Here is a 24546-nt window from a genome sequence, read left to right on the forward strand (position 1 = left end):
ATCAGCGTCACCAGGTGAAAGCAGAGGAAGTCGGCCATGGCAACGGCGCCCAGCGTCTCCTACTCGATTACGGTCCGTCTGGAGGTGCCCGCGAGCGGAACCGCGGTCTCCCAGATCACCACGGCCGTGGAGTCCCACGGAGGCTCGGTGACCGGCCTCGACGTGACCGCGTCCGGCCACGAGAAGCTCCGCATCGACGTCACCATCGCCGCGTCCTCCACCGCGCACGCCGACGAGATCGTCCAGCAGCTGCGCGGCATCGAGGGCGTCACCCTCGGCAAGGTCTCCGACCGTACGTTCCTGATGCACCTCGGCGGCAAGATCGAGATGGCGTCCAAGCACCCCATCCGCAACCGTGACGACCTCTCGATGATCTACACCCCGGGCGTGGCCCGCGTGTGCATGGCGATCGCCGAGAACCCCGAGGACGCCCGCCGCCTCACCATCAAGCGCAACTCCGTTGCGGTCGTGACGGACGGCTCGGCCGTGCTGGGCCTGGGCAACATCGGTCCCAAGGCCGCCCTCCCGGTCATGGAGGGCAAGGCGGCCCTCTTCAAGCGGTTCGCCGGCATCGACGCCTGGCCGCTGTGCCTGGACACCCAGGACACCGACGCGATCGTCGAGATCGTCAAGGCGATCGCCCCCGGGTTCGCCGGCATCAACCTCGAGGACATCTCCGCGCCCCGTTGCTTCGAGATCGAGGCCCGGCTGCGCGAGGCCCTCGACATCCCCGTCTTCCACGACGACCAGCACGGCACCGCGATCGTCGTCCTCGCCGCCCTGACGAACGCGCTGCGCGTCGCCGGCAAGGCGATCGAGAACATCCGGGTCGTCATGTCCGGTGCCGGCGCGGCCGGTACGGCCATCCTCAAGCTGCTGATCGCCGCCGGCGTCAAGAACGCCGTCGTCGCCGACATCCACGGTGTCGTGCACGCCGGCCGCGAGGACCTCGTCGACGCCGCTCCCGGCTCGGCGCTGCGCTGGATCGCCGACAACACCAACCCCGAGAACCTGACCGGGACGTTGAAGGAGGCCGTCCGCGGCGCCGACGTCTTCATCGGCGTCTCGGCCCCCAACGTCCTGGACGGCGCCGACGTGGCCGCCATGGCCGAGGACGCGATCGTGTTCGCGCTCGCGAATCCCGACCCCGAGGTCGACCCGGCGATCGCCCGTCAGACGGCGGCCGTCGTGGCCACCGGCCGCTCCGACTTCCCGAACCAGATCAACAACGTGCTGGTCTTCCCGGGTGTCTTCCGCGGTCTGCTGGACGCCCAGTCCCGCACGGTCAACACGGAGATGATGCTCGCGGCCGCGAAGGCCCTCGCGGACGTCGTCACCGAGGACGAGCTGAACCCGAACTACATCATCCCGAGCGTCTTCAACGACAAGGTCGCGGGCGCGGTCGCGGGTGCGGTGCGGGACGCGGCGAAGGCCGCGGGCGCGACGGCGTAGGGGTCCTCGTCCGGATCTCCCGGGCCGCGTCTACAGTGGTTGTCGTATGTTTGTTCGGCTGTGAGGATTGCCACGGCGGTTCTCCGGCCCGGCGCGTCGCGAAACCGGGCGCTTCGCGACACCCTCTAGGGTGGCGCCACGCCCAGGCCTCTGTTCGTGTGACCCCCTAGGGTGTTCATACGAGTCCTACGGGTGCCGGATTGGCTTTCCCGCAGCAGGTAGGGGCAGGATGCGTCCCTGGGCGCGAGCGCATCGGCTTCGCTGTGCCTCGTGTGCGGCCCCGCCGCGTGGCACACCCCAACGGCAAGAAGAACACGGGAGTAACAACATGAACCGCAGTGAGCTGGTGGCCGCGCTGGCCGACCGCGCCGAGGTGACCCGCAAGGACGCCGACGCCGTTCTGGCCGCGTTCGCCGAGACCGTCGGCGAGATCGTCGCCAAGGGCGACGAGAAGGTCACCATCCCCGGCTTCCTGACCTTCGAGCGCACCCACCGTGCCGCTCGCACCGCGCGCAACCCGCAGACCGGTGACCCGATCCAGATCCCCGCCGGTTACAGCGTCAAGGTCTCGGCGGGCTCCAAGCTCAAGGAAGCCGCCAAGGGCAAGTAAGCGCTCCGCTGTGAGCGCCGGGTGACTGCGGACCGTCCCACGGCTGACGGTACCGCCGTGGCTGGTCGCGCAGTTCCCCGCGCCCCTGAGGGGCGCACAGCACTACGCCGATGGGGCGGTCACCCGGACTCGGGTGACCGCCCCATCGGCGTTCGTACGACTGCTGCGGTTACCCGAGCGCCTTGCCCGGCAGTTCCACCTTCGCGCCGAGCTCCACGAGCTTCTCCATGCTGTGCCTGCCCGGGGGATGACCCCCGGACCCCCAGCCGGGGGCGGAGTCCCTCTGCAGCGGCGCGACGAGGCTGGGGCTAGCCGAGTGCCTTGCCCGGCAGTTCTACCTTCGCGCCGAGCTCCACGAGCTTCTCCATGAAGTTCTCGTAGCCGCGGTTGATGAGGTCGATGCCGTGGACCCGGGAGGTGCCCTGGGCCGCCAGCGCCGCGATCAGGTACGAGAAGCCGCCGCGGAGGTCGGGGATGACCAGGTCGGCGCCCTGGAGCTTGGTGGGGCCCGACACGACCGCCGAGTGCAGGAAGTTGCGCTGCCCGAAACGGCAGTTCGAGCCGCCCAGGCACTCGCGGTACAGCTGGATGTGAGCACCCATCTGGTTCAACGCGGAGGTGAATCCGAGGCGGGACTCGTAGACCGTCTCGTGGATGATCGACAGACCCGTGGCCTGGGTGAGCGCGACCACCAGCGGCTGCTGCCAGTCCGTCTGGAAGCCCGGGTGCACGTCCGTCTCCAGCGCGATGGACTTCAACTGGCCGCCGGGGTGCCAGAACCGGATGCCCTGGTCGTCGATCTCGAAGGCACCGCCCACCTTCCGGTAGGTGTTCAGGAACGTCATCATCGAGCGCTGCTGGGCGCCGTGGACGTAGATGTTGCCCTCGGTCGCCAGCGCCGCGGACGCCCAGGAGGCGGCCTCCAGGCGGTCCGGCAGCGCGCGGTGGTTGTAGCCGCTCAGCCGGTCCACGCCCGTGACGCGGATGGTCCGGTCGGTGTCCATCGCGATGATGGCGCCCATCTTCTGCAGGACGCAGATGAGGTCCTCGATCTCCGGCTCCACGGCGGCGTTCGAGAGCTCGGTGACACCCTCGGCGAGGACGGCCGTGAGCAGCACCTGCTCGGTCGCGCCGACGGACGGGTACGGCAGCCGGATCTTCGTGCCGCGCAGCCGTCGCGGCGCCTCCAGGAACTGCCCGTCCGCGCGCTTCTCGATCGTCGCGCCGAACTGCCGCAGCACCTCGAAGTGGAAGTCGATGGGCCGGCCGCCGATGTCGCAGCCGCCGAGGCCGGGGATGAAGGCGTGTCCCAGCCGGTGCAGCAGCGGACCGCACAGGAGGATGGGGATCCGTGACGAACCCGCGTGGGCATCGATGTCAGCGACGTTGGCGCTCTCGACGTGCGTCGGGTCCATCACCAGCTCGCCCGGTTCCTCACCCGGACGGACCGTCACCCCGTGCAGTTGCAGCAGACCGCGTACGACGCGCACGTCACGGATGTCCGGAACGTTGCGCAGTCGACTCGGCTCGCTGCCCAGCAGGGCGGCGACCATGGCCTTCGGTACGAGGTTCTTCGCACCGCGGACACGGATCTCGCCCTCCAGCGGGGTTCCGCCGTGGACAAGCAGTACGTCGTCAGAGCCGTTGACGGTCATGTATCTCGCGTTCCGATGAGTCGGGCAGGGGCCAGAAGGGACAAGGGTAATGGCCGCCCACCCCCCTTCTGTAAGCCCAAGTGCCGCCCAGACACGTCATAGCTCTGTCACAACACGTGCCGTCCCCTGTCAGGCACATGCGGTCACCGGCGCGAGCGTGCGCGTGGGGCGCACTGGTGCGCTCTGAGCTGCATCCCCTTCCGAACAGGCATTGGCTCCCCACGCGGAGGGAAGATGCGGGATCATGTCTGGCATGACCGAGGTGTCCTCGCTCACAGGGCGGTTGCTCGTGGCAACGCCCGCCCTGGCGGACCCGAACTTCGACCGCGCGGTGGTGCTGCTTCTCGACCACGACGAGAAGGGCTCGCTCGGCGTGGTCCTCAACCGCCCCACCCCGGTGGACGTCGGCGACATCCTGGAGGGCTGGGCCGACCTCGCGGGTGAACCCGGTGTCGTCTTCCAGGGCGGCCCGGTCTCGCTGGACTCGGCCCTGGGGGTCGCCGTCATCCCGGGCGGCGGGGCCGTCGACGGGGCTCCGCTGGGCTGGCGCAGAGTGCACGGCGCGATCGGCCTGGTCGACCTGGAGACCCCGCCGGAGCTGCTCGCCTCGGCCCTCGGCAGCCTGCGCATCTTCGCCGGTTACGCCGGCTGGGGCCCCGGCCAGCTGGAGGAGGAGCTGGTGGAGGGTGCCTGGTACGTCGTCGAGTCGGAACCCGGTGACGTCTCCTCCCCGTCCCCGGAGAGACTCTGGCGGGAGGTCCTGCGCCGCCAGCGCAACGAACTCGCGATGGTGGCCACCTACCCCGACGACCCTTCGCTCAACTGAAGGGTGTGACCTTCAGTACCCTTGGCATTTATGAGCACTCTTGAGCCCGAGCGCGGGACTGGTACGGGGACCCTCGTAGAGCCGACGCCGCAGGTGTCCCACGGCGACGGCGACCACGAGCGCTTCGCCCACTACGTCCAGAAGGACAAGATCATGGCGAGCGCCCTCGACGGGACCCCCGTCGTGGCGCTGTGCGGCAAGGTGTGGGTGCCCGGCCGCGATCCCAAGAAGTACCCCGTGTGCCCCATGTGCAAGGAGATCTACGAGTCCATGGGTTCCGGGGACGACGACAAGGGCGGCGACAAGTAGGCAGGCCGCCCGGCTGAACTTCACAGGGCCCCTGGGGTGCGTACAGCGCGCCCCGGGGGCCTTTTGCGTGTCACGGATTGGTTGAGACCTCTTGTGGGCGTGTTCCCGCACGCCATAACCTCCGTTGCGTTGAGCGAAACCGTCATTGCATATGTTGCAACGCACGTCCGGAGGATCAACTCCATGAAGCTCTCCCCCCGCCTCCCCGCCCTGCTCCTGACCGCCCTCGTCGTCACGGCCTGCGCGCCCCAGACCTCCTCCAACTCCTCCTCCGACAAGGACGAGAAGACCGGCACCCTGCGTGTCTGGCTCTTCCAGGAGGTCGGCAACAAGCCGAAGGAGAAGGTCGTCGACTCCGTCGTCGCCGCCTACGAGAAGGCCCACAAGGGCACCGAGGTCGACGTCGAGTACATCCCGGTCGAGACCCGCGCCCAGCGCGTCAAGGCCGCCTTCAACGACCCGTCCTCCGCGCCCGACCTGATGGAGTACGGCAACACCGACACCGCCGGCTATGTGAAGGACGGCGGACTCCTCGACGTCACCAGGGAGTTCGCCGACTGGAGCGAGGCCAAGGACACCGACCCCACGGCGAGGACGTCGGTCACCGTGGACGGGAAGGTGTACGGCTCGCCCTTCTACGTCGGCGTCCGCGCCCTGTACTACCGGACCGACGTCTTCAAGGAACTCGGCCTGGAAGTCCCGAAGACCATGGCCGAGCTGGCCACCACCGCGCGCAAGATCCGAGCCGCCAGACCCGAGTTGTACGGCCTCGTCGTCGGCGGCGCCTACACGTACGGCGCGCTGCCCTTCATCTGGGCGAACGGCGGCGAACTCGCCACCGGCAAGGGAGGCTCGTACGCCTCGGCGATCTCCGGTGCGGCCGCGCAGAAGGGCATCAAGGAGTACACCTCCCTCTTCACCGACGACAACTGCCCCGCCGCCAAGTGCGCCGGCATGGGCGGCAACGACACGATCACCGCGTTCGCCGCCGGCAAGGCCGGGATGGCGATCGGCGGCGACTTCAGTCATACGGCTGTGGAGGCCGGGAAGGTCAAGGGCACGTACGCGGTCGTACCGCTGCCCGGGGTCTCCGCGGGGTCGATCGCTCCCGCGTTCGCCGGTGGCAACAACATCGGGGTCCTGAAGAGCACCTCGCACCGGACCCTGGCCGTCCAGCTGATGGAACAGCTCACGTCGAAGAGGACGCAGGCCTCGATGTTCGACGCGATGGGTTTCCTGCCGACCTTCGCGGACATCCGGCAGCAGGTCGCGGCCGAGCAGCCGTACGTCAAGCCGTTCGCGCAGACCCTCGCGGCCGGGACGAAGTTCGTGCCCGCCTCGCCCGCGTGGTCGCAGATCGACTCCTCGCTGGTGCTGCCGACGATGTTCCAGGAGGTCATCAGCGGCAGGAAGAGCGTGGCGGCGGCCTCCGGGGAAGCCGCCAGGAAGATGAACGACGCGTTCGGCTCCGCCGGGTGACCTCGGTGACCAACCGCGCCACCTGGGCTCCCTGGCTGTATCTCGCCCCCGCTCTCGTCGTCATCGGCGGGCTGCTCGTCTACCCCGTCTGGCAACTCGGCCTGATCTCCTTCTTCCAGTACACCCAGGCCCAGGTCAGCGGCGGTGAGCCGGCCACCTTCCAGGGGTTCGGGAACTACTCGGCACTCTTCTCCGACCCGCAGTTCTGGCAGGTGCTGCTGGCCACCGTGCTGTTCGCGGCGGGCTGTGTCGTCTCGACGCTCGCCGTGGGGTGCGCGCTGGCCGTGCTGCTCACGCGCGTGCGTGCCGTGCCACGGCTGGCGTTGATGCTGGCCGCGCTCGGGGCCTGGGCGACTCCGGCGGTGACCGGGTCGACGGTCTGGCTGTTCCTCTTCGACCCCGACTTCGGCCCGGTGAACCGGCTGCTGGGGCTCGGCGACCACTCCTGGACGTACGGGCGGCTCAGCGCCTTCCTCCTCGTCCTGCTCGAAGTCGTCTGGTGCTCCTTCCCGTTCGTGATGGTCACGGTCTACGCCGGGATCCGGGCCGTCCCGGCCGAGGTGCTGGAGGCCGCCGCGCTGGACGGGGCCTCGCAGTGGCGGATCTGGCGGTCGGTCCTCGCGCCGATGCTGCGGCCGATCCTGACCGTCGTCACCATCCAGTCGGTCATCTGGGACTTCAAGGTCTTCACCCAGATCTACGTCATGACGAACGGCGGCGGCATCGCGGGCCAGAACCTCGTCCTGAACGTCTACGCCTACCAGCAGGCGTTCGCCTCCTCGCAGTACAGCCTCGGCTCGGCGATCGGCGTCGTGATGCTGCTGATCCTGCTCGCCGTCACGCTCGGGTACCTGCGGCTGCTCCGCCGCCAGGGGGAGGAACTGTGAATCTTCTTCGGCGTCCTTGGCGGCTGGCCGCGGAGGCCTCGGCGTTGCTCATCGCCCTGGTGGTCGCCTTCCCCCTCTACTGGATGGTGCTCAGCGCCTTCAAGCCGGCCGGAGAGATCGAGTCGAGCGAGCCCCGGCCCTGGACGCTCGCGCCCTCACTGGATTCCTTCCGGCGCGTGTTCGGGCAGCAGGATTTCGGTCGGTATTTCGTCAACAGCCTTGTCGTCGCGTGCAGTGTCGTGATCGCCTCGGCGCTGATCGCGTTTCTCGCGGCGACCGCGGTGACACGATTCCGCTTCCGCTTCCGGACCACTTTGTTGATCATGTTTCTGGTGGCTCAGATGGTGCCCGTGGAGGCCCTCACCATCCCCTTGTTCTTCCAGATGCGGGACTTCGGTCTGCTGAACACCCTGGGCTCGCTCGTCCTGCCCCACATCGCGTTCTCGCTGCCCTTCGCGATCTGGATGCTCAGGGGGTTCGTGAAGGCCGTACCGGAGGCTTTGGAGGAGGCCGCGTACATCGACGGGGCGAGCCGCGCGCGATTCCTGTGGCAGATTCTCTTCCCGCTCGTCCTCCCCGGCCTGGTGGCCACGAGCGTGTTCTCCTTCATCTCGGCCTGGAACGATTTCCTCTTCGCCAAGTCGTTCATCATCAGCGACACTTCGCAGTCGACGCTGCCGATGGCCCTGCTGGTCTTCTACAAGCCGGATGAGCCGGACTGGGGCGGCGTCATGGCCGCCTCGACGGTGATGACGATTCCGGTGCTGGTGTTCTTCGTACTCGTACAGCGACGCCTGGTCTCGGGACTGGGCGGAGCGGTCAAGGACTGACATGGCTGAACTGATTCCCGCGGCGCGTGATGTCGTCGCCGGTTCCGGCGAGGTGCGGCTGACGGCCCGCTCCCAGGTCCACGCCGGTACCGGCACGGAGGGCACCGGCCGCTGGCTGCGCGGCGTCCTGTGGCAGGCCACCGGGCTGCCGCTGCACGAGGCCCGCGAACCCGAGGACACCGAGGGCGACGGCATCGGGCTCCGACTCGACCCTGGGCTCGGCCCGGAGGAGTACCGCCTCGTCAGCGACGAGACCGGCGTCCTCATCGAGGGCGGCAGCGCGGCCGGGGTCTTCTGGGGCGCCCAGACGCTTCGTCAACTCCTCGGCCCCGACGCCTATCGCAAGGCCCCCGTCGGCGGCGACCGCACCTGGGCCGTGCCGCACCTCACGGTCCAGGACGCCCCGCGCTTCCGCTGGCGCGGCCTCATGCTCGACGTGGCCCGGCACTTCATGCCCAAGGAGGGGGTCCTGCGCTACCTCGACCTGATGGCCGCGCACAAACTCAACGTCTTCCACTTCCACCTGACGGACGACCAGGGCTGGCGGATCGAGATCAAGAGATACCCCCGGCTGACCGAGGTGGGCTCATGGCGGGCGCGTACCAAATTCGGCCACCGGGCCTCACCGCTGTGGGAGGAGAAGCCGCACGGTGGCTTCTACACCCAGGACGACATCCGGGAGATCGTCGCCTACGCCGCCGAGCGGCATATCACCGTCGTCCCCGAAATCGACGTACCCGGACACTCGCAGGCGGCCATCGCCGCGTACCCGGAACTCGGCAACACCGACGTCATCGACACGTCCTCCCTCAGGGTCTGGGACAGCTGGGGCATCTCCGAAAACGTACTCGCCCCCACTGACAACACCCTGCGCTTCTACGAGGGGGTGTTCGAGGAACTCCTGGAGCTGTTCCCCTCGGAGTTCATTCATGTCGGCGGTGACGAATGCCTCAAGGACCAGTGGCGGCGGTCGCCCACCGCACAGGCCCGCATCAAGGAACTCGGTCTCGCCGACGAGGACGCACTCCAGTCGTGGTTCATCGGCCACTTCGACACATGGCTGACCGCGCGCGGGCGCCGGCTCATCGGCTGGGACGAGATCCTGGAGGGCGGGCTCGCCGAAGGCGCGGCCGTCTCCTCGTGGCGCGGCTACCAGGGCGGGATCGCCGCCGCCCGCTCGGGCCACGACGTCGTGATGTGCCCGGAGCAGCATGTGTACCTGGACTACCGCCAGGACGCCGGGGAGGACGAGCCGGTGCCGATCGCGTACGTCCGCACCCTGGAGGACGTGTACCGCTTCGAACCCGTTCCGCCGCAGCTGACTTCGGAGGAGGCCGCGCATGTCCTGGGCACGCAGGCCAACCTGTGGACCGAGGTGATGGAGGATCACGCGCGCGTGGACTACCAGGCGTTCCCACGGCTCGTCGCCTTCGCGGAGGTGGCCTGGAGTGCCCTGCCCGCCCCCGCGGAACGGGACTTCGCCGGCTTCGAGCGGCGGATGGCCGCGCACTACGGACTGCTCGACGCCCTGGGCGTCGGCTACCGGCCACCCACGGGACCGCTGCCGTGGCAGCAGCGGCCCGGAGTGCTCGGCCGGCCCATCGAGGGGGCTCCCCCGAACAGATAGGGGAAAAGGCCCCAGGAGTCACCGAAGAGTGTCAATCGCCATGTGCGGACGATCCCGTACGAAAACGGACCATCTCCCTGATGGGGTGGGCGAATGCCGCCGAACGCCTCCTAGCGGACCCCTGTCTTCGCGTGTTGCGAAGATGTGCCAGAGTTGCCACGTCCGGCCTCTCAGCACGTACCGTACGGCAGCAAGCAGGCAGGACCAGCAGGACCAGGTGGGGCAGCGGGAAGGGGCAGCCGGTTTGACCACGCACACACCGCAGGCGGCGCAGGCCGTCACGCTGCCCACGACACTGGACGAGGCCGTGGCGGCCCTCACCGCCATGCCCGCAGCCGTGCCCGTCGCCGGCGGCACCGACCTCATGGCCGCCGTCAACTCCGGGCAGCTCAGGCCCGCCGCTCTCGTCGGCCTCGGTCGGATCAGCGAGATCCGCGGCTGGCAGTACCAGGACGGGCACGCCCTGCTCGGCGCGGGACTCACGCACGCGCGTATGGGCCGCCCCGACTTCGCCGCCCTCATTCCCGCCCTCGCGGCCGCCGCCCGCGCCGCGGGTCCGCCGCAGATCCGCAACGCGGGCACCCTGGGCGGCAACATCGCCTCGGCGGCCCCCACGGGCGACGCGCTGCCCGTCCTCGCCGCCCTCGAAGCCACGCTGATCATCGCGGGCCCGGACGGTGCCCGCCGGGAGATGCCGGTCTCGCACCTGCTGGCCGGCATGGAGATGCTGCGCGCCGGCGAACTCATCGGCTACGTGCGCGTGCCGCTGCTGCACGCCCCGCAGGTCTTCCTCAAGGTCACCGGACGCACCGGCCCGGGCCGCGCGATGGCCTCCGTCGCGCTGGTCCTCGACCCGGCCCGGCGCGGGGTCAGGTGCGCCGTCGGTGCCATAGCGCCGATGCCGCTGCGGCCCCTGGACGCCGAGCAGTGGGTGGCCCGGCTCATCGACTGGGACAACAACCGCGCGATCGTCCCGGAGGCGCGGGAGGCCTTCGGCGAGTACGTCGCCGCGGCCTGCATCCCCGACCCGGCACCGGCCCCGGACGGCTCCGTGCCGCAGCATCCGCCCGCAGTACTGCACCTGCGGCGCACCGTCGCCGCGCTGGCCCGACGAGCACTGGGGAGGGCACTGTCTTGACCGACGACCAGCACGGAGAGGGCACGCCCCGGGCCGCCGGCCGCTGGGACCCACTCCCTCAGGGTGATTACGACGACGGCGCGACCGCCTTCGTGAAACTCCCCGAAGGCGGCATCGACGCCCTCCTGGCCTCCGCCGACAGCCCGCTCGCCGCGCCCGGGCACGGATACGTCCCGCCGCAGATAACGGCCGCGGCGGGCGGCGGGACCGACCCGGCGGGCACGGGCAGCTGGGCCGTGCCGGCCGAGGGCGCGCAGTGGCCCGACCCGAGCACCCTGCCGCAGGGCCAGACCGGGCAGTTCACGTACAACCCCGCGACCACCCAGCAGTGGCACGTCGAGGACACCGCGCCCGCGCCGGGCCACGACGTCACCGGCCAGTGGTCGATCCCCGTGGCCGGCGGCGACCTCCCGGACGAATCGGGCGAGTTCACCACGTCGTCCCTGGTCGAGCAGTGGGGCGGCACCCCTCCGGCGACCCTGCCGGGCGGTGCGGCCGCGCCCTGGGCGACCCAGCCGCCACAGCCGTGGGGGGACCAGCCCCAGGACGGTCCGGGAGCGGGGCCCGAGCACGGCGCACCGGCCGGGGAGCGGCACGCGCACGTGCCGCACGGCGACGGACACGGCGGTTTCGACGACGGTCACGGTGGTCCGGCCGGCGACGGTCCCACCGGTCCGCTCGGCGACGGCCACGCGCATGTGCCCGCGGTCGAGGCACCGAGCGGCGAGGTCGACGAGCGGCACGGTGACGCGCACGCCCTGACGGACGAGACGTCCCCCGACTCCCCGCACAGCGACGGTCGCGGCATCGCTCTCGCCGAGCCGCACGACACGGCCCAGCCCCACGAGCCCGCCGAGGCCTACCCGGACAGCCCCTCCGCAGCCGCCTCACAGCCCTCGCCCGGCCCCGGTGAGGCACCGGCGGCCCTCCGGGTCCCCGAGGGCGCCGAAGAGGCCGCAGAAGCCGCTGACGGCCCCGCCGAGCCCGGTGCCGAGCACGCTCCGGCCGAAGGTGACGGCGAACCGTCGCCCGAGGCCACCGAGGAGCACGCCGCCGACCCCGACGAGAACCCGGACGATAAGGCCCCCGCACACCCCGGCGAGGAACACCCCCTCGCCGCCTACGTCCTGCGCGTCAACGGCGTCGACCGACCCGTCACCGACGCCTGGATCGGCGAGTCGCTGCTCTACGTGCTGCGCGAGCGGCTCGGACTCGCCGGCGCCAAGGACGGCTGCTCGCAGGGCGAGTGCGGGGCGTGCAACGTCCAGGTCGACGGACGGCTCGTCGCCTCCTGCCTGGTGCCCGCCGTCACCGCCGCCGGCAGCGAGGTCCGTACCGTCGAGGGCCTCGCCGAGGACGGCCGGCCCTCCGACGTGCAGCGGGCGCTCGCCCGGTGCGGCGCCGTGCAGTGCGGCTTCTGCGTGCCCGGCATGGCGATGACCGTGCACGACCTGCTGGAGGGCAACCCCGCGCCCACCGAGCTGGAGACCCGCCAGGCGCTGTGCGGCAACCTCTGCCGCTGCTCCGGCTACCGGGGGGTCGTCGACGCCGTCAAGGAGGTCGTCGCCGAGCGGGAGGCCCAGGCGACGGACGACGCTGAGACGGACGGCGACGGGGCACGTATTCCGCACCAGGCAGGCCCCGGAGGGGGCAGCGTCCACCCGTCGGCGTTCGACTCCCCGGGGTTCCCGAACGCCGCCGGACCGCATGAGCAGGCGTACGGACAGGGACAGGACGGAGGCCAGGCGTGAGCAACGAAGCCGCCACCGCGACCACCGACGCGGAGGCAGCAGCACCCGCCCCCGAGCCGATTCCGCACGGCATCGGCGTCTCACTGCCGGCCGCCGACGCGCGCGCGAAGACCGAGGGCACCTTCCCGTACGCGGCCGACCTGTGGGCCGAGGGCCTGCTGTGGGCGGCCGTCCTGCGCTCCCCGCACGCACACGCGCGCATCGTGTCCATCGACACCTCCCACGCGCGCGAGATGCCCGGAGTCCGCGCGGTCGTCACCCACGAGGACGTGCCCGGCAGCCCGGTGCACGGCCGCGGCAGGGCCGACCGCCCCGTCTTCGCCTCCGAGGTCGTCCGCCACCACGGCGAGCCCATCGCGGCCGTCGCCGCCGACCACCCCGACACCGCGCGCATGGCCGCGGCCGCCGTCATCGTCGAGTACGAGGTGCTCGACCCGGTCACCGACCCGGAGCAGTCCTTCGAGGCCGAGCCGCTGCACCCCGACGGCAACCTGGTCCGGCACATCCCGCTCCAGCACGGCGACCCCTCCGCGACCGGCGAGATCGTCGTCGAGGGCCAGTACCGCATCGGCCGCCAGGACCCCGCCCCCATCGGTGCCGAGGCCGGCCTCGCCGTGCCCCGCCCCGACGGCGGCGTCGAGCTCTACCTCGCCTCCACCGACCCGCACGCCGACCGCGACACGGCCGCCGCCTGCTACGGCCTCGAACCCGAGCGCGTCAAGGTCGTCGTCACCGGCGTCCCCGGTGCCACCGCCGACCGCGAGGACCAGGGCTTCCAGCTCCCGCTCGGCCTGCTCGCGCTGAAGACCGGCTGCCCGGTCAAGCTGACGGCCACGCGCGAGGAGTCCTTCCTCGGCCACGTCCACCGCCACCCGACGCTGCTGAGATACCGCCACCACGCCGACGCCGAGGGTAGGTTGGTCAAGGTCGAGGCGCAGATCCTGCTCGACGCGGGCGCCTACGCCGACACCTCCTCGGAGGTCCTGGCCGCCGCCGTGGGCTTCGCCTGCGGGCCGTACGTCGTCCCGAACGCCTTCATCGAGGGCTGGGCCGTCCGCACCAACAACCCGCCCTCCGGCCATGTCCGCGGCGAGGGCGCGATGCAGGTGTGCGCCGCCTACGAGGCGCAGATGGACAAGCTGGCCAAGAAGCTGGGCGTCGACCCGGCGGAACTGCGCCTGCGCAACGCCCTCGCCACCGGGGACGTACTCCCGACCGGCCAGACGGTCACCTGCCCGGCCCCCGTCGCCGAACTGCTCCAGGCCGTGCGGGACTTCCCGCTGCCCACGCTCCCCAAGGACACCCCCGAGGACGAGTGGCTGCTGCCCGGCGGTCCCGAGGGCGCGGGCGAACCGGGCGCCATCCGCCGGGGCGTCGGCTACGGCCTCGGCATGGTGCACATGCTCGGCGCGGAGGGCGCGGACGAGGTCTCCACGGCGACCGTACGGGTGCAGGACGGCGTCGCGACCGTGCTCTGCGCGGCCGTCGAGACCGGCCAGGGCTTCACCACGCTGGCCCGCCAGATCGTCCAGGAGACGCTCGGCATCGACGAGGTCCACGTGGCCCCCGTCGACACCGACCAGCCTCCGGCCGGCCCGGGCGCGCGCGGCCGCCACACCTGGGTCTCGGGCGGCGCGGTCGAACGCGCGGCCAAGATGGTCCGCACCCAGCTCCTCCAGCCTTTGGCGCACAAGTTCGGCATGTCCACCGAGCTGCTCCAGATCACCGACGGCAAGATCACCTCGTACGACGGCGTCCTGTCGACGACCGTCACCGAGGCCATGGACGGCAAGGAACTGTGGGCCACGGCCCAGTGCCGCCCGCACCCGACCGAGCCCCTCAACGAGATCGGCCAGGGCGACGCCTTCGTCGGCATGGCGTTCTGCGCGATCCGCGCGGTGGTCGACGTCGACATCGAACTCGGCTCGGTCCGCGTGGTCGAGCTGGCGCTCGCCCAGGACGTCGGCCGGATCCTCAACCCCGCCCAGCTGGAGGCCCGTATCGAAGCGGGCGTCACCCAGGGCGTCGGGATAGCGCTCACGGAGAACCTGCGCAGCGCGCGCGGGGTGATCCGCCACCCGGACCTCACCGGGTACGCGCTGCCGACGGCCCTGGACGCGCCGGAGATCCGGATCGTCAAGCTCGTCGAGGAGCGGGACGTGGTCGCCCCGTTCGGCGCGAAGGCGGCCAGCGCGGTGCCGGTGGTCACGTCACCGGCGGCCGTCGCCTCCGCCGTACGCGCCGCCACGGGCCGTCCCGTCAACCGGCTGCCGATTCGCCCGCAGGCCGCGGTCGTGACGGACCGGTGAGCGCTCCCGGCCAGGAGCCCCGCGCGTACGAACCGCCGCCCGGGCTGGGCAAGTTGGCGCTGTGGATCCTGCTGTTCGTGGTGGCGGCGATCGTGGTCGTGGTGGGCGGCGTGTACTTCGCATGATGCGCGGAGTCGTGCTGGTCACCGGTGTGATGGCGGCCGGGAAGTCGACGGTCGCGCAGGCGCTGGCGGAGCGTCTGCCGCGGGCGGCGCATGTCCGCGGGGACGTGTTCCGGCGGATGATCGTGTCGGGACGTGAGGAGTACGCCCCCGGGGCCTCGGACGAGGCCTCCGCCCAACTGCGCCTGCGCTACCGGTTGTCGGCGGCGACTGCGGACGCGTACGCCGAGGCCGGGTTCACGGCCGTCGTACAGGACGTGGTGCTGGGCGAGGACCTGACGGCGTACGTCGGGCTGGTCCGGACCCGGCCGCTGCACGTCGTCGTCCTGGCGCCGGACGCCGGGACGGTGGCGGCCCGGGAAGCGGGCCGGACGAAGACGGGTTACGGGCCCGCCTGGACGGTGTCCGCGCTGGACGAGGCGCTGCGGGAGTCGACCCCGCCGATCGGCCTGTGGCTGGACACCTCCGCGCTGACCCCGGCTCGGACGGTGGAGGCGATTCTCGCGGGGCGGGAACGCGCGCGGGTGCTCTGACGTCTCCTTGGTACGGGGGCGTTGTCAGTGGTGGCGCGTAGTGTTTCGAGCAGTGGGGGACGAGCGCAGGCCCGACGGGTTCGCCGTGCCGTGCCCGGCCAGGGGACTGCGTACGAAGCACACGGGGGAGCCATGAGCACGACCGATGCCGCCGTAGCGGCGATCAGACTGACCGAGGACGAACTGCAGCCGTACATCTCACATGTGTCGACCCGGCGCTGGCTCAGCGGCCCCGGACTGCCCGGCGACAGCGACCTGTTCACCTTCGAGGAGCTGCGCAGGGAAGGCCTGCGGACGGTGGCGGACTCGACGGCCGACCTGGCCGGACGGCTCAGCGAGGAGCTGCGCGGCCAGCTGGTCATAGGCGGGCTCACGGACCTGCACGGCAGGGAGACGGAGTCGGTCCTGCTCGACGGAGTCACCGGCGAGGTCTCGACGACGGCGTTCTTCCACGCCCGCCCCGACCTGATGGACCGCACGCCCCTGGCCCCGTCGCTCCCCACCCTGGTCCGCTTCGCTACGGCGACGGACGAACTGACCGAGGTGCGCGGCCAGTTCGCCGCCTACGCCGGCCGCTTCGGCCCTACGGCGGTGGAGGACGCGACGCGCCAGCTGCTGACGGTGTTCGAGGAGGGCACGGGCGGCGAGGTGCCGACGTTCTGGAAGATCGCGGCTTTGATCCGCCCCCTGGCCCTGGTGGCGGGCCCGGGCACGGACTCCGGCCTGGCCCTGGACCTCCCGCCGCGCCTCCTGGACCACGAGTTCGGCCGGAACCGGGTCGCCCGCTTCGAGGACATCGACTTCCCGTCCACGCTGACGCACGCCCCGACCCGCCGCTTCCTGGCGGAGGCGGGCCTGCCCGAGGACGGCGTCCTCTTCCACACCGACCCGGACGCCTCACTCCCGACCCTCGCGGAGCACCGGGCCGACACGCCGGCCATCCTCCCGCCCCGCGCCGACCACCTGATCGTCCTCGGCCACCTGATCGAGGACAACACCCTGGTCGTCGACGGCGCGACGGGCGCGGTCCTGAACTGGAGCGAGCGCGAAGGAACGCTCCACCCCCTGAACACCGACATCTCCACCCTCGCCTTCACCCTCTGGCTGCTGCACCGGGAGCGCCGGATAGACGAGTCACTCGCCCACGAGCTGACGAACACGCTGTACGTCCAGGTCGCCAAGACGATGATCCGCGCCCTGTCCACCATCGACCCGACGGGCACGACGACGGACGCGGACTGGCACTACTGGACGGAGCTGTTCCAGGACGAGGCGGGCGGGGTGCTCTGACCGACCGCGCGGTGCAGGGTCGCCGAGAGGTGGTGCTGTGGGGGCTGCCCGACGGCTGCGCGATCGTGGACGAAGTCGAGAGTGTCGGCGAGGGCGTAGCGGCGACGGGTGGCGGTCACCTCCTTGGCGGTGGGGGTGATGCAGCCGGTGGGCGGGTGGAGGCGCTGGTCAGCCAGCCAGCCAGCCAGCCAGCCGGCCGGCATCACCGAGGTCCTGGTCGGGGAGGCTGCGGACAGCGCGGCCTTTTCGACACGCCCGCCGTGGCCGCCACCACCCGCTCTCCCGCGCGGCGGCCGCAGTGGCTCCCCGCCCCCGTCGAGCAGTCAGGCCCGGGCCTCGTACCGGAGAAAGGGACCGGCAGCCATTTGATCACCGGCGCGGGTCAAGGCCGACTGAGACGGTAAGCGAGACGGATGGCCAGAAGGGCGGCACCCCGAGAGGTGCCGCCCTTCTGTTTCCCCTGGCCAAACAGTTGAGGCCGTGGCGGGAATCGAACCCGCGTAACTCGCTTTGCAGGCGAGTCCCTGAGCCACTCGGGCACACGGCCAGTCACCGGGCTCGGTCGTGTCTCCCTGCCGTGGCGGGGATCGGACCCGCGTAACTCCCCGCGAGCGGAGCTCGCTGATGGATGCGGCGCAGGCGAGTCCCCGAGCCACTCGGGCACACGGCCGGGGTTACCCGGTGACTTGACCGTAGGGGGATGCGGGAGGTGGTTCAAGGGAACCCCGGGGGCTGCAACGGGACTGCCACACGCCGTTCATGAACGGGACGGGACAGGTCGTGGTCGTACGACCAAGGTCTCAGGGCGGGGCGTGCTTTCGACAGGGGTCAACAGGGGCTGTGGCCCTTACTCTGGCGGGCATGGCTGTGCTGGAACCGCGTGACGCCGGTGTCACCGACGAACCTGAGGTCCTGTCCGTCAGCGAGGTGGGGGAGGGGGTACTGGGGCGTTCGTACCGGGCGCTGAGTATCGGCATCGTGTCCGTCGTGCTGCTCATCGCGTTCGAGGCGACCGCCGTGGGGACCGCCATGCCGGTTGCCGCGCGGGAGTTGGACGGGGTCGCGCTGTACGCGTTCGCGTTCTCCGGGTACTTCACCACCAGCCTCTTCGGGATGGTCCTGGCCGGGCAGTGGGCGGATCGGCGGGGGCCGCTGGGACCGTTGAGCGGTGGGATCGCCGCGTTCGCCGCCGGGTTGCTGCTGTCCGGGACCGCCGGCGCGATGTGGCTGTTCATTCTCGGGCGGGCCGTGCAGGGGTTCGGGGGAGGGCTGGTCATCGTGGCGCTGTACGTCGTCGTCGGACGGGCCTATCCGGAGCGGCTGCGGCCCGCGATCATGGCGGCGTTCGCGGCGGGCTGGGTGGTGCCGTCGATCGTGGGGCCGCTCGCGGCCGGGGCGGTGACCGAGCACCTCGGGTGGCGGTGGGTGTTCGTCGGGATTCCGGTACTGGTGGTCTTTCCGCTGGTGCTGGCCCTTCCGCAGATACGGCGACGGGCGTCCGGGCCGGTCGGCGACAGCGACGGGCAGGCGTCCTTCGACCGGCGCCGCATCCGGCTCGCCCTCGGGATCTCCCTCGGCGCCGGGCTCCTCCAGTACGCCGCCCAGGACCTGCGTCCCCTCTCCCTGCTCCCCGGCCTCGCGGGCGTGGCCCTGCTGGTGCCGGCCGTGCTCGGACTGCTCCCGCGCGGCACGTACCGGGCGGCGCGGGGGCTGCCCTCCGTCGTGCTGTTGCGCGGGGTCGCCGCGGGGTCCTTCGTCGCCGCCGAGTCCTTCGTGCCGTTGATGCTGGTCACCCAGCGGGGGCTGTCGCCGACGCTGGCCGGGTTCTCGCTCGCGGCGGGTGGCGTCACGTGGGCGCTGGGGTCGTGGGTGCAGTCGCGGGCGCGGGTGGAGCCGTACCGGGAACGGCTGATGACCGTCGGGATGGTGCTGGTCGCGGCCGCGATCGCCGGCGCGCCGAGTGTGCTGATCGACTCCGTGCCGGTCTGGACCGTCGCCGTGGCCTGGGGCTTCGGCTGCTTCGGGATGGGGCTGGTGATCTCCTCCAGCAGTGTGCTCCTGCTGCAGCTGTCCGCCCCGGAGGAGGCCGGGACCAACTCCGCCGCCCTCCAGATCTCCGACGGTCTGTCGAACGCCGTTCTGCTGGCGGCGGGCGGGGCGGCCTTCGCGGCGCTGGGGGGCGGGACGGTGAGCCATACGGTGAGCGGGGCGTCCGGCGCACAGCATCCGCTGGCTTTCGTCGCGGTGTTCCTGCCGATGGCGGGGGTGGCGCTCGTAGGGGCGTGGGTGACGACGCGATTGCGGACACCGCGCCCATGAGTGGTACCACTTTGACACCAGCGAGTGATACCGTTCTGGTATGGCCATGAACCTGCGTCTTCGTGACGACCAGACCGAAGCACTGAAGCTGCGCGCCGAGGAGGAGGGCACCAGCATGCACGCCATACTGCTGAGGGCCGTGGACGACTACCTGGCCAGGACGGCGCATGAGGCTCTGGTCCGCAAGGCCGCCAAGGAGCAGACCGTCAAGTGGGCCGAGTTGCTGGAGCGGCTCAAGTGACATGTGTCTATCTGTCCGCCGAGGACGTCCTGGCCATCGCCCAGCACGCTGTCGATGACCAGGACGTCGTCGTTCGTGACGCGGGCCTTCTGGAGTCGGCGGTGCATCGCCCCTCCGCCTCGATGTTCGGGCAGGAGGCGTACACCGACCTGTTCGACAAGGCGGCGGCGCTGCTGCAGTCACTGGCGATCAACCACCCCTTCATCGACGGGAACAAGCGCACGGCCTGGGTGTCCTGTGTCGTGTTCCTGGCGATGAACGATGTTCAGCTGCGCCCTGACGTCGACGCGGCCGAGCGGCTCGTCATCGCCGTGGCGACCGGCAGCATGGACGAAGTCAAGGCCATCTCGGAGGTGCTACGAGACCTGACCGAGCGGTGATGTGACCTCGGTCCCACCCACCCCCGCCCCGGCCCCGTCCGCGCGTTGACCCGACCGGGCCGCCGGTAAGGTGACCCGGTCGTCATACACAGCTGAAGACACCGCCGAAGACGCCACCGAGCCGCTCGACCCCGTACGGAGACCGTGACTACCACCGCCGCCTCCTCGCACCACCTTTCCCCCGCCTTCCCCGGCAGGGCCCCCTGGGGTACCGCCAGCAAGCTGCGTGCCTGGCAGCAAGGGGCGTTGGACAAGTACGTCCAGGAGCAGCCGCGTGACTTCCTGGCCGTCGCGACCCCCGGCGCGGGCAAGACGACCTTCGCCCTCACCCTCGCCTCCTGGCTGCTGCACCACCATGTCGTGCAGCAGGTGACGGTCGTCGCGCCGACCGAGCATCTGAAGAAGCAGTGGGCCGAGGCGGCGGCGCGGATCGGGATCAAGCTGGATCCCGAGTACAGCGCCGGGCCGCTCGGCAAGGACTATCACGGGGTCGCCGTCACCTACGCGGGTGTCGGCGTACGGCCCATGCTGCACCGCAACCGCGTCGAGCAGCGCAAGACCCTCGTCATCCTCGACGAGATCCATCACGCCGGTGACTCCAAGTCCTGGGGCGAGGCGTGCCTGGAGGCCTTCGAGCCCGCCACCCGCCGGCTCGCGCTCACCGGTACGCCCTTCCGGTCGGACACCAACCCGATCCCCTTCGTCACGTACGAGGAGGGCAACGACGGCATCCGGCGGTCGGCCGCCGACTACACCTACGGGTACGGCAATGCGCTGGCCGACCATGTCGTGCGGCCCGTCATCTTCCTGTCCTACAGCGGGCAGATGCGGTGGCGGACCAAGGCCGGTGACGAGATCGCCGCCCGGCTCGGCGAACCCATGACCAAGGACGCCATCTCGCAGGCCTGGCGTACGGCGCTCGACCCGCGCGGCGAGTGGATGCCGAGCGTCCTGCGCGCCGCCGACCAGCGGCTCACCGAGGTCAGGAAGGCCATCCCGGACGCCGGTGCCCTCGTCATCGCCTCCGACCAGGACTCCGCGCGCGCGTACGCCAAGCTGATCCGCGAGATCACGGGCAACAAGGCGACCCTGGTCCTGTCCGACGACACCGGCGCCTCGAAGAGGATCGACGACTTCAGCGCGAGCAACGACCGGTGGATGGTCGCCGTCCGCATGGTGTCCGAGGGCGTCGACGTCCCCCGGCTGGCGGTGGGGGTGTACGCCACCACCATCTCCACCCCGCTGTTCTTCGCCCAGGCGGTCGGCCGTTTCGTACGGTCCCGGCGGCGCGGCGAGACCGCCTCCGTCTTCCTCCCGACCGTGCCGGACCTCCTGACCTTCGCCAACGAGATGGAGGTGGAACGGGACCACGCCCTCGACAAGCCGAAGAAGGAGGGCGAGGAGGACCCGTACGCCGAGTCCGAGAAGGAGATGGAGGAGGCGAACAAGGAGGAGGACGAGGACACCGGCGAGCAGGAGCAGTTCGCCTTCGAGGCGCTGGAGTCCGAGGCCGTCTTCGACCGGGTGCTGTACGACGGTGCCGAGTTCGGCATGCAGGCGCACCCGGGAAGCGAGGAGGAGCAGGACTACCTCGGGATTCCCGGGCTGCTGGAGCCGGATCAGGTGCAGCTGCTGCTGCAGAAGAGGCAGGCCCGGCAGATCGCGCACAGCCGCAAGAAGCCGGACTCCGAGGCGGACCTGCTCGAGCTGCCCGCCGAGCGGCGGCCCGTCGTCTCGCACAAGGAGATGATGGAGCTGCGCAAGCAGCTCAACACGATGGTGAGTGCCTACGTCCACCAGAGCGGCAAGCCCCACGGCGTGATCCACACCGAGCTGCGCCGGGTGTGCGGCGGACCGCCGAGCGCCGAGGCCACGGCCGGGCAGCTGCGGCAGCGGATCGCCAAGGTGCAGGAGTGGGCCACCCGGATGCGGTGACACGGTGCGCCGGTCGTACCGCGGCCACGGACCGTACGTATCAGGACAAACGGAGTGGTCCGAACCGGCCGCTGCCCGGATTCTGGACGGAGGCTTCCGCTGAGCGAACCCCCTTCGCTACTGTCCCGCTACGCACACGCCCCGTGGCAGCGCCGCCGCGGAGCGCAGCCGTGAAGCGACGCGGCCCGGAAAGAGACCGGGCCGCCGGCCGATCGGCGGCCTCTGAAGCGCGTCACCGACGGGACTCGGTGACGCATCCGCCGCGAGGGGCTGCCGACCTCACCACTTGGAGGAGTGGGCGTCGTGACCGCGGAGACCTCTCAGACGCTTGACCGGGGACTGCGTGTCCTCAAGCTCCTGGCCGACACGGACCACGGGCTCACCGTCACCGAGCTTTCCAACAAACTGGGCGTGAACCGGACCGTGGTGTACCGGTTGTTGGCCACGCTGGAGCAGCACGCCCTCGTACGGCGTGATCTCGGTGGCCGGGCCCGGGTGGGGCTCGGGGTGCTGCGGCTCGGACAGCAGGTGCATCCGCTGGTACGGGAGGCCGCGCTGCCCGCGCTGCGCTCGCTCGCGGAGGACATCGGGGCGACGGCACACCTCACCCTGGTGGACGGGTCGGACGCGCTGGCCGTGGCCGTCGTGGAGCCCACGTGGACGGATTATCACGTGGCCTACCGGGCCGGGTTCCGGCATCCGCTGGACCGCGGGGCCGCGGGGCGGGCGATTCTCGCGGCTCGGCAGCAGGGGTTCGGGGAGCCGGGTTACCTGCTGACGCACGGGGAGCTGGAGGCCGGGGCGAGTGGGGCGGCCGCTCCGCTGCTCGGGGTCACCGGGGTCGAGGGCAGTGTCGGGGTCGTGATGCTGGCGGACGCGGTGCCGGAGCGGGTGGGGCCGCGGGTGGTGGACGCGGCACGGGAGGTCGCGGAGGCGCTGCGCTGAGCTGAGCGGTGTGGTGCGGTGCGGTGCGGTGTGGCTTCGTCGTCGGCTGCGGGTCCGGTGGGGGCTGGTCGCGCCCGCGCGGCGGTAGCCGCAGATCGATACCGCCCCGCGCCCCTGGGTGGGTGCGGTACCCGTCGGCCGGCAGGCCCGCGTGCTGCACCCTCGGTCGCTGCGGTTGGAACAGGCCCGCTGCGCTGAACCGGCGGGCGCCGCGGTCCGGCAGGTCCACGCGCTGCACCCTCGGTCGCCGCAGGTCGGCTTGCCCGCGTCCTCAGCCGTCAGCCGTCAGCCGTGCCAGGACCGAGCCCTGCCAGCAGCCGCAACTGCAGCCACAGCACCAGCCGTTCGTCGGGATCGTCCAGGTCGATGCCGAGGTGCTGCCGCACCTGCTTCAGCCGGTAGCGGCAGGTGTTCGGGTGCACGGCGAGCTGCCTCGCCGCCCGCGCCATGTCGCCGCCCGCGTCGAACCAGCAGACCAGCGTGCGGGCGTGGTCGGTCCCGTGCTCACTGTCGTACGACAGTACCCGCCGCCAGGAGCCCGCCTCCAACTCCCGCCGCCCGGCGAGTACTTCGGTCAGCCGCAGCAGCGTCACCCGCGGCCGCACCTCGTCGACCGTCGCCACCGGCAGCGCGGGTCCGAGCACCCGCAGCACCAGATCGGCGTCCGCCCGCGACCCGGCCGCCTCCCCGAGCCCCGCCACCACCTCGCCCAGCCCCGCCCGCACCGGCACCCTGAGCGCTTGCCCGGCCCGGGCCACGATGTCCTCCGCCAGCCGCTTGTGGCGCACCCCGGGGGCGGGCAGCAACGCGTACACCACCCCGTCGAGCAGCACACACGCCTGCCGCCCGTACCGCGCCTCGCACTGCAGCCGTACGACGTCCAGCAGCCGCAGTCCGGTCTGTTCGGCGTCCGGAAGGCCGGCCGTGTCCAGGACGAAGGCCGCCACCCGCACCGGACCCGCGACTCCCAGTCCCACAGCGGAGGTTGCCGCGTCCGCCGTGCCGTCCAGGACCCGCCGCAGCAGGTCACTGCTCTGGTGCCGGGCCAGCTCCTGTGCCGCCCGCGCCCGCAGGAGCAGCAGGGCCGCGGTCGACGCCCCCTGGGCGAGGGTCTCCTCCGCGTCCGCCGCGAGCGTGCCGTCGTCGACGACCCACACCGAGCCGAGGGTCTCCCCGCCGGCCCGGACGGCGACCGCGAGGCGCGGCAGGACCCCGTCCCGCAGCGCGGGCAGCCGTACCGGGCCGGCGGCCGCGAACAGCGTCCGGTACTCGTCGCTGTTCTCCGCGGCCGCCGGTACCTGAAGGCCCAGGATGCCCTGGCGGCGGACCTCGTCGACCGGCTGGCCGGGGACGGTGGAGTAGGCGAGGATCCGCCGGCGCGGGTCCTCCACGGCGGTGGCCCCGCCGGTCGCTGCCGCGATGGCGTCGGCGAGGGCGAAGAGGTCGCCGTGGCCGCCCGTCGACGGCACCGGCCGGGCGCCGATCGCCGAGGCGAGCAGCAGGTGCGCCTGGTGCCAGGCGATGTCCTCGGCGACGGACAGCAGTGCCACGCCGTACGTCTGCGCCTCGGCCGTCGGCCCGTCCGGGCCCCGGACCACCAGGCCGGTCATCCCGGCCTCCGCGGCCTCCCTCGCCAACGGCCCGACCGCGGCCGCCCGCACCCCGACGGCCAGCAGCAGCGCGCCCGGCACCCGGGGGAGCGGGGCCTGGGTGTCGTGGAGGAGCACCTGCGTGACCGGGGCGGTAAGTCCGTTGGGGGCGGTGTGCAGGTGTACGGAGGTGCCGCCGACGACGTCCAGGAGGTCACCGAGGGTGCAGGCGTCCATGGGTGCCCCCAGAGAAAGTCTTAGCCGATCCGCAAACAAACGTACGTATGTGTTGTACGGCCGCACAACCCGGCGCGGTCGA

General features: G+C 71.4%; 22 protein-coding genes and 1 tRNA gene. 19 read left to right on the top strand and 4 right to left on the bottom strand.

The window, feature by feature from the left end:
• Positions 1-36: 36 nt before the first annotated feature.
• Positions 37-1452 (top strand): NAD-dependent malic enzyme, encoded by a 1416-nt coding sequence (locus ABZT02_RS27415; protein WP_356021785.1) that lies wholly within the window; start codon positions 37-39, stop codon positions 1450-1452.
• 328 nt (positions 1453-1780) lie between these two features.
• Complete coding sequence (locus ABZT02_RS27420; RefSeq protein WP_007382399.1) at positions 1781-2062, top strand: HU family DNA-binding protein; 282 nt, start codon at positions 1781-1783, stop codon at positions 2060-2062.
• Between the two features lie 308 nt (positions 2063-2370).
• On the opposite strand, the gene murA is transcribed toward ABZT02_RS27420, so the two are convergent.
• On the bottom strand, positions 2371-3717 hold the full coding sequence (murA, locus tag ABZT02_RS27425) for a UDP-N-acetylglucosamine 1-carboxyvinyltransferase (RefSeq protein WP_007382398.1): 1347 nt from the start codon (positions 3715-3717) through the stop codon (positions 2371-2373).
• Between the two features lie 253 nt (positions 3718-3970).
• On the opposite strand from murA, the gene ABZT02_RS27430 reads away from it, so the two are divergent.
• The 12 genes from ABZT02_RS27430 to ABZT02_RS27485 all read left to right on the top strand — a co-directional run bounded on the left by ABZT02_RS27430 (position 3971) and on the right by ABZT02_RS27485 (position 16818).
• Positions 3971-4543 carry a YqgE/AlgH family protein gene (locus ABZT02_RS27430; protein WP_356022092.1) on the top strand — a complete coding sequence of 191 codons (573 nt, stop codon included), beginning with the start codon at positions 3971-3973 and terminating at the stop codon, positions 4541-4543.
• Between the two features lie 30 nt (positions 4544-4573).
• Complete coding sequence (locus ABZT02_RS27435; RefSeq protein WP_057610823.1) at positions 4574-4852, top strand: DUF3039 domain-containing protein; 279 nt, start codon at positions 4574-4576, stop codon at positions 4850-4852.
• Positions 4853-5035: 183 nt separating this feature from the next.
• On the top strand, positions 5036-6331 hold the full coding sequence (locus tag ABZT02_RS27440) for an extracellular solute-binding protein (protein WP_356021788.1): 1296 nt from the start codon (positions 5036-5038) through the stop codon (positions 6329-6331).
• The gene (locus tag ABZT02_RS27445) at positions 6328-7218 is read left to right on the top strand and encodes a sugar ABC transporter permease (RefSeq protein ID WP_356021790.1); all 891 of its coding nucleotides are present in this window, start codon (positions 6328-6330) and stop codon (positions 7216-7218) included. The genes ABZT02_RS27440 and ABZT02_RS27445 overlap by 4 nt, the downstream gene beginning before the upstream one ends.
• Entirely contained in the window at positions 7215-8048 is an 834-nt protein-coding gene (locus ABZT02_RS27450; RefSeq protein WP_356021792.1) for a carbohydrate ABC transporter permease, read from the top strand. The genes ABZT02_RS27445 and ABZT02_RS27450 overlap by 4 nt, the downstream gene beginning before the upstream one ends.
• A gap of 1 nt (position 8049) precedes the next feature.
• Entirely contained in the window at positions 8050-9675 is a 1626-nt protein-coding gene (locus ABZT02_RS27455; protein ID WP_356021794.1) for a beta-N-acetylhexosaminidase, read from the top strand.
• Between the two features lie 244 nt (positions 9676-9919).
• On the top strand, positions 9920-10813 hold the full coding sequence (locus ABZT02_RS27460) for an FAD binding domain-containing protein (RefSeq protein ID WP_356021796.1): 894 nt from the start codon (positions 9920-9922) through the stop codon (positions 10811-10813).
• Positions 10810-12564, top strand: a complete 1755-nt coding sequence (locus tag ABZT02_RS27465) for a 2Fe-2S iron-sulfur cluster-binding protein (RefSeq protein WP_356021798.1) — start codon at positions 10810-10812, stop codon at positions 12562-12564. The genes ABZT02_RS27460 and ABZT02_RS27465 overlap by 4 nt, the downstream gene beginning before the upstream one ends.
• Entirely contained in the window at positions 12561-14873 is a 2313-nt protein-coding gene (locus ABZT02_RS27470; RefSeq protein WP_356021800.1) for a molybdopterin cofactor-binding domain-containing protein, read from the top strand. Before ABZT02_RS27465 ends, ABZT02_RS27470 begins: the two co-directional genes overlap by 4 nt.
• A complete protein-coding gene (locus ABZT02_RS27475; protein WP_356021802.1) occupies positions 14870-14998 on the top strand; it encodes a hypothetical protein in 129 nt (42 codons plus the stop codon). Before ABZT02_RS27470 ends, ABZT02_RS27475 begins: the two co-directional genes overlap by 4 nt.
• On the top strand, positions 14998-15528 hold the full coding sequence (locus ABZT02_RS27480) for an AAA family ATPase (protein WP_356021804.1): 531 nt from the start codon (positions 14998-15000) through the stop codon (positions 15526-15528). The genes ABZT02_RS27475 and ABZT02_RS27480 overlap by 1 nt, the downstream gene beginning before the upstream one ends.
• A gap of 132 nt (positions 15529-15660) precedes the next feature.
• Positions 15661-16818 carry an SUKH-4 family immunity protein gene (locus ABZT02_RS27485; protein ID WP_356021806.1) on the top strand — a complete coding sequence of 386 codons (1158 nt, stop codon included), beginning with the start codon at positions 15661-15663 and terminating at the stop codon, positions 16816-16818.
• Here ABZT02_RS27485 and ABZT02_RS27490 read toward each other — a convergent pair.
• Positions 16773-17021 (bottom strand): heme-binding beta-barrel domain-containing protein, encoded by a 249-nt coding sequence (locus tag ABZT02_RS27490; protein ID WP_356021808.1) that lies wholly within the window; start codon positions 17019-17021, stop codon positions 16773-16775. The genes ABZT02_RS27485 and ABZT02_RS27490 overlap by 46 nt on opposite strands.
• A gap of 272 nt (positions 17022-17293) precedes the next feature.
• Positions 17294-17365, bottom strand: a tRNA-Cys gene (locus tag ABZT02_RS27495).
• 314 nt (positions 17366-17679) lie between these two features.
• Here ABZT02_RS27495 and ABZT02_RS27500 point away from each other — a divergent pair.
• The 5 genes from ABZT02_RS27500 (at position 17680) to ABZT02_RS27520 (ending at position 22638) form a co-directional block, all read left to right on the top strand.
• Positions 17680-19137 (top strand): MFS transporter, encoded by a 1458-nt coding sequence (locus tag ABZT02_RS27500; RefSeq protein ID WP_356021810.1) that lies wholly within the window; start codon positions 17680-17682, stop codon positions 19135-19137.
• Positions 19138-19177: 40 nt separating this feature from the next.
• On the top strand, positions 19178-19378 hold the full coding sequence (locus tag ABZT02_RS27505) for a ribbon-helix-helix protein, CopG family (RefSeq protein ID WP_037710693.1): 201 nt from the start codon (positions 19178-19180) through the stop codon (positions 19376-19378).
• Positions 19375-19758 (top strand): type II toxin-antitoxin system death-on-curing family toxin, encoded by a 384-nt coding sequence (locus ABZT02_RS27510; RefSeq protein WP_356021813.1) that lies wholly within the window; start codon positions 19375-19377, stop codon positions 19756-19758. The genes ABZT02_RS27505 and ABZT02_RS27510 overlap by 4 nt, the downstream gene beginning before the upstream one ends.
• Before the next feature lie 144 nt (positions 19759-19902).
• Positions 19903-21693 carry a DEAD/DEAH box helicase gene (locus ABZT02_RS27515; RefSeq protein WP_356021815.1) on the top strand — a complete coding sequence of 597 codons (1791 nt, stop codon included), beginning with the start codon at positions 19903-19905 and terminating at the stop codon, positions 21691-21693.
• Between the two features lie 303 nt (positions 21694-21996).
• Positions 21997-22638: a helix-turn-helix domain-containing protein gene (locus ABZT02_RS27520; protein WP_356021817.1), complete on the top strand. Its 642-nt coding sequence runs from the start codon at positions 21997-21999 to the stop codon at positions 22636-22638.
• A gap of 278 nt (positions 22639-22916) precedes the next feature.
• On the opposite strand, the gene ABZT02_RS27525 is transcribed toward ABZT02_RS27520, so the two are convergent.
• Positions 22917-24464: a helix-turn-helix domain-containing protein gene (locus ABZT02_RS27525; RefSeq protein WP_356021819.1), complete on the bottom strand. Its 1548-nt coding sequence runs from the start codon at positions 24462-24464 to the stop codon at positions 22917-22919.
• Positions 24465-24546: the final 82 nt, after the last annotated feature.

It is taken from the genome of Streptomyces sp. NPDC005402, from assembly GCF_040606575.1.
Taxonomy (GTDB): domain Bacteria; phylum Actinomycetota; class Actinomycetes; order Streptomycetales; family Streptomycetaceae; genus Streptomyces.

Bases quoted from the DNA above. Each gene is read 5' to 3' on its own strand.
- ABZT02_RS27500 (WP_356021810.1), top strand. From the start codon at position 17,680: ATGGCTGTGCTGGAACCGCGTGACGCCGGTGTCACCGACGAACCTGAG.
- ABZT02_RS27480 (WP_356021804.1), top strand. From the start codon at position 14,998: ATGCGCGGAGTCGTGCTGGTCACCGGTGTGATGGCGGCCGGGAAGTCG.
- ABZT02_RS27485 (WP_356021806.1), top strand. From the start codon at position 15,661: ATGAGCACGACCGATGCCGCCGTAGCGGCGATCAGACTGACCGAGGAC.
- ABZT02_RS27455 (WP_356021794.1), top strand. From the start codon at position 8,050: ATGGCTGAACTGATTCCCGCGGCGCGTGATGTCGTCGCCGGTTCCGGC.
- murA (WP_007382398.1), bottom strand. From the start codon at position 3,717: ATGACCGTCAACGGCTCTGACGACGTACTGCTTGTCCACGGCGGAACC.
- ABZT02_RS27505 (WP_037710693.1), top strand. From the start codon at position 19,178: ATGGCCATGAACCTGCGTCTTCGTGACGACCAGACCGAAGCACTGAAG.
- ABZT02_RS27440 (WP_356021788.1), top strand. From the start codon at position 5,036: ATGAAGCTCTCCCCCCGCCTCCCCGCCCTGCTCCTGACCGCCCTCGTC.
- ABZT02_RS27525 (WP_356021819.1), bottom strand. From the start codon at position 24,464: ATGGACGCCTGCACCCTCGGTGACCTCCTGGACGTCGTCGGCGGCACC.
- ABZT02_RS27415 (WP_356021785.1), top strand. From the start codon at position 37: ATGGCAACGGCGCCCAGCGTCTCCTACTCGATTACGGTCCGTCTGGAG.
- ABZT02_RS27490 (WP_356021808.1), bottom strand. From the start codon at position 17,021: ATGCCGGCCGGCTGGCTGGCTGGCTGGCTGGCTGACCAGCGCCTCCAC.
- ABZT02_RS27435 (WP_057610823.1), top strand. From the start codon at position 4,574: ATGAGCACTCTTGAGCCCGAGCGCGGGACTGGTACGGGGACCCTCGTA.
- ABZT02_RS27420 (WP_007382399.1), top strand. From the start codon at position 1,781: ATGAACCGCAGTGAGCTGGTGGCCGCGCTGGCCGACCGCGCCGAGGTG.
- ABZT02_RS27430 (WP_356022092.1), top strand. From the start codon at position 3,971: ATGACCGAGGTGTCCTCGCTCACAGGGCGGTTGCTCGTGGCAACGCCC.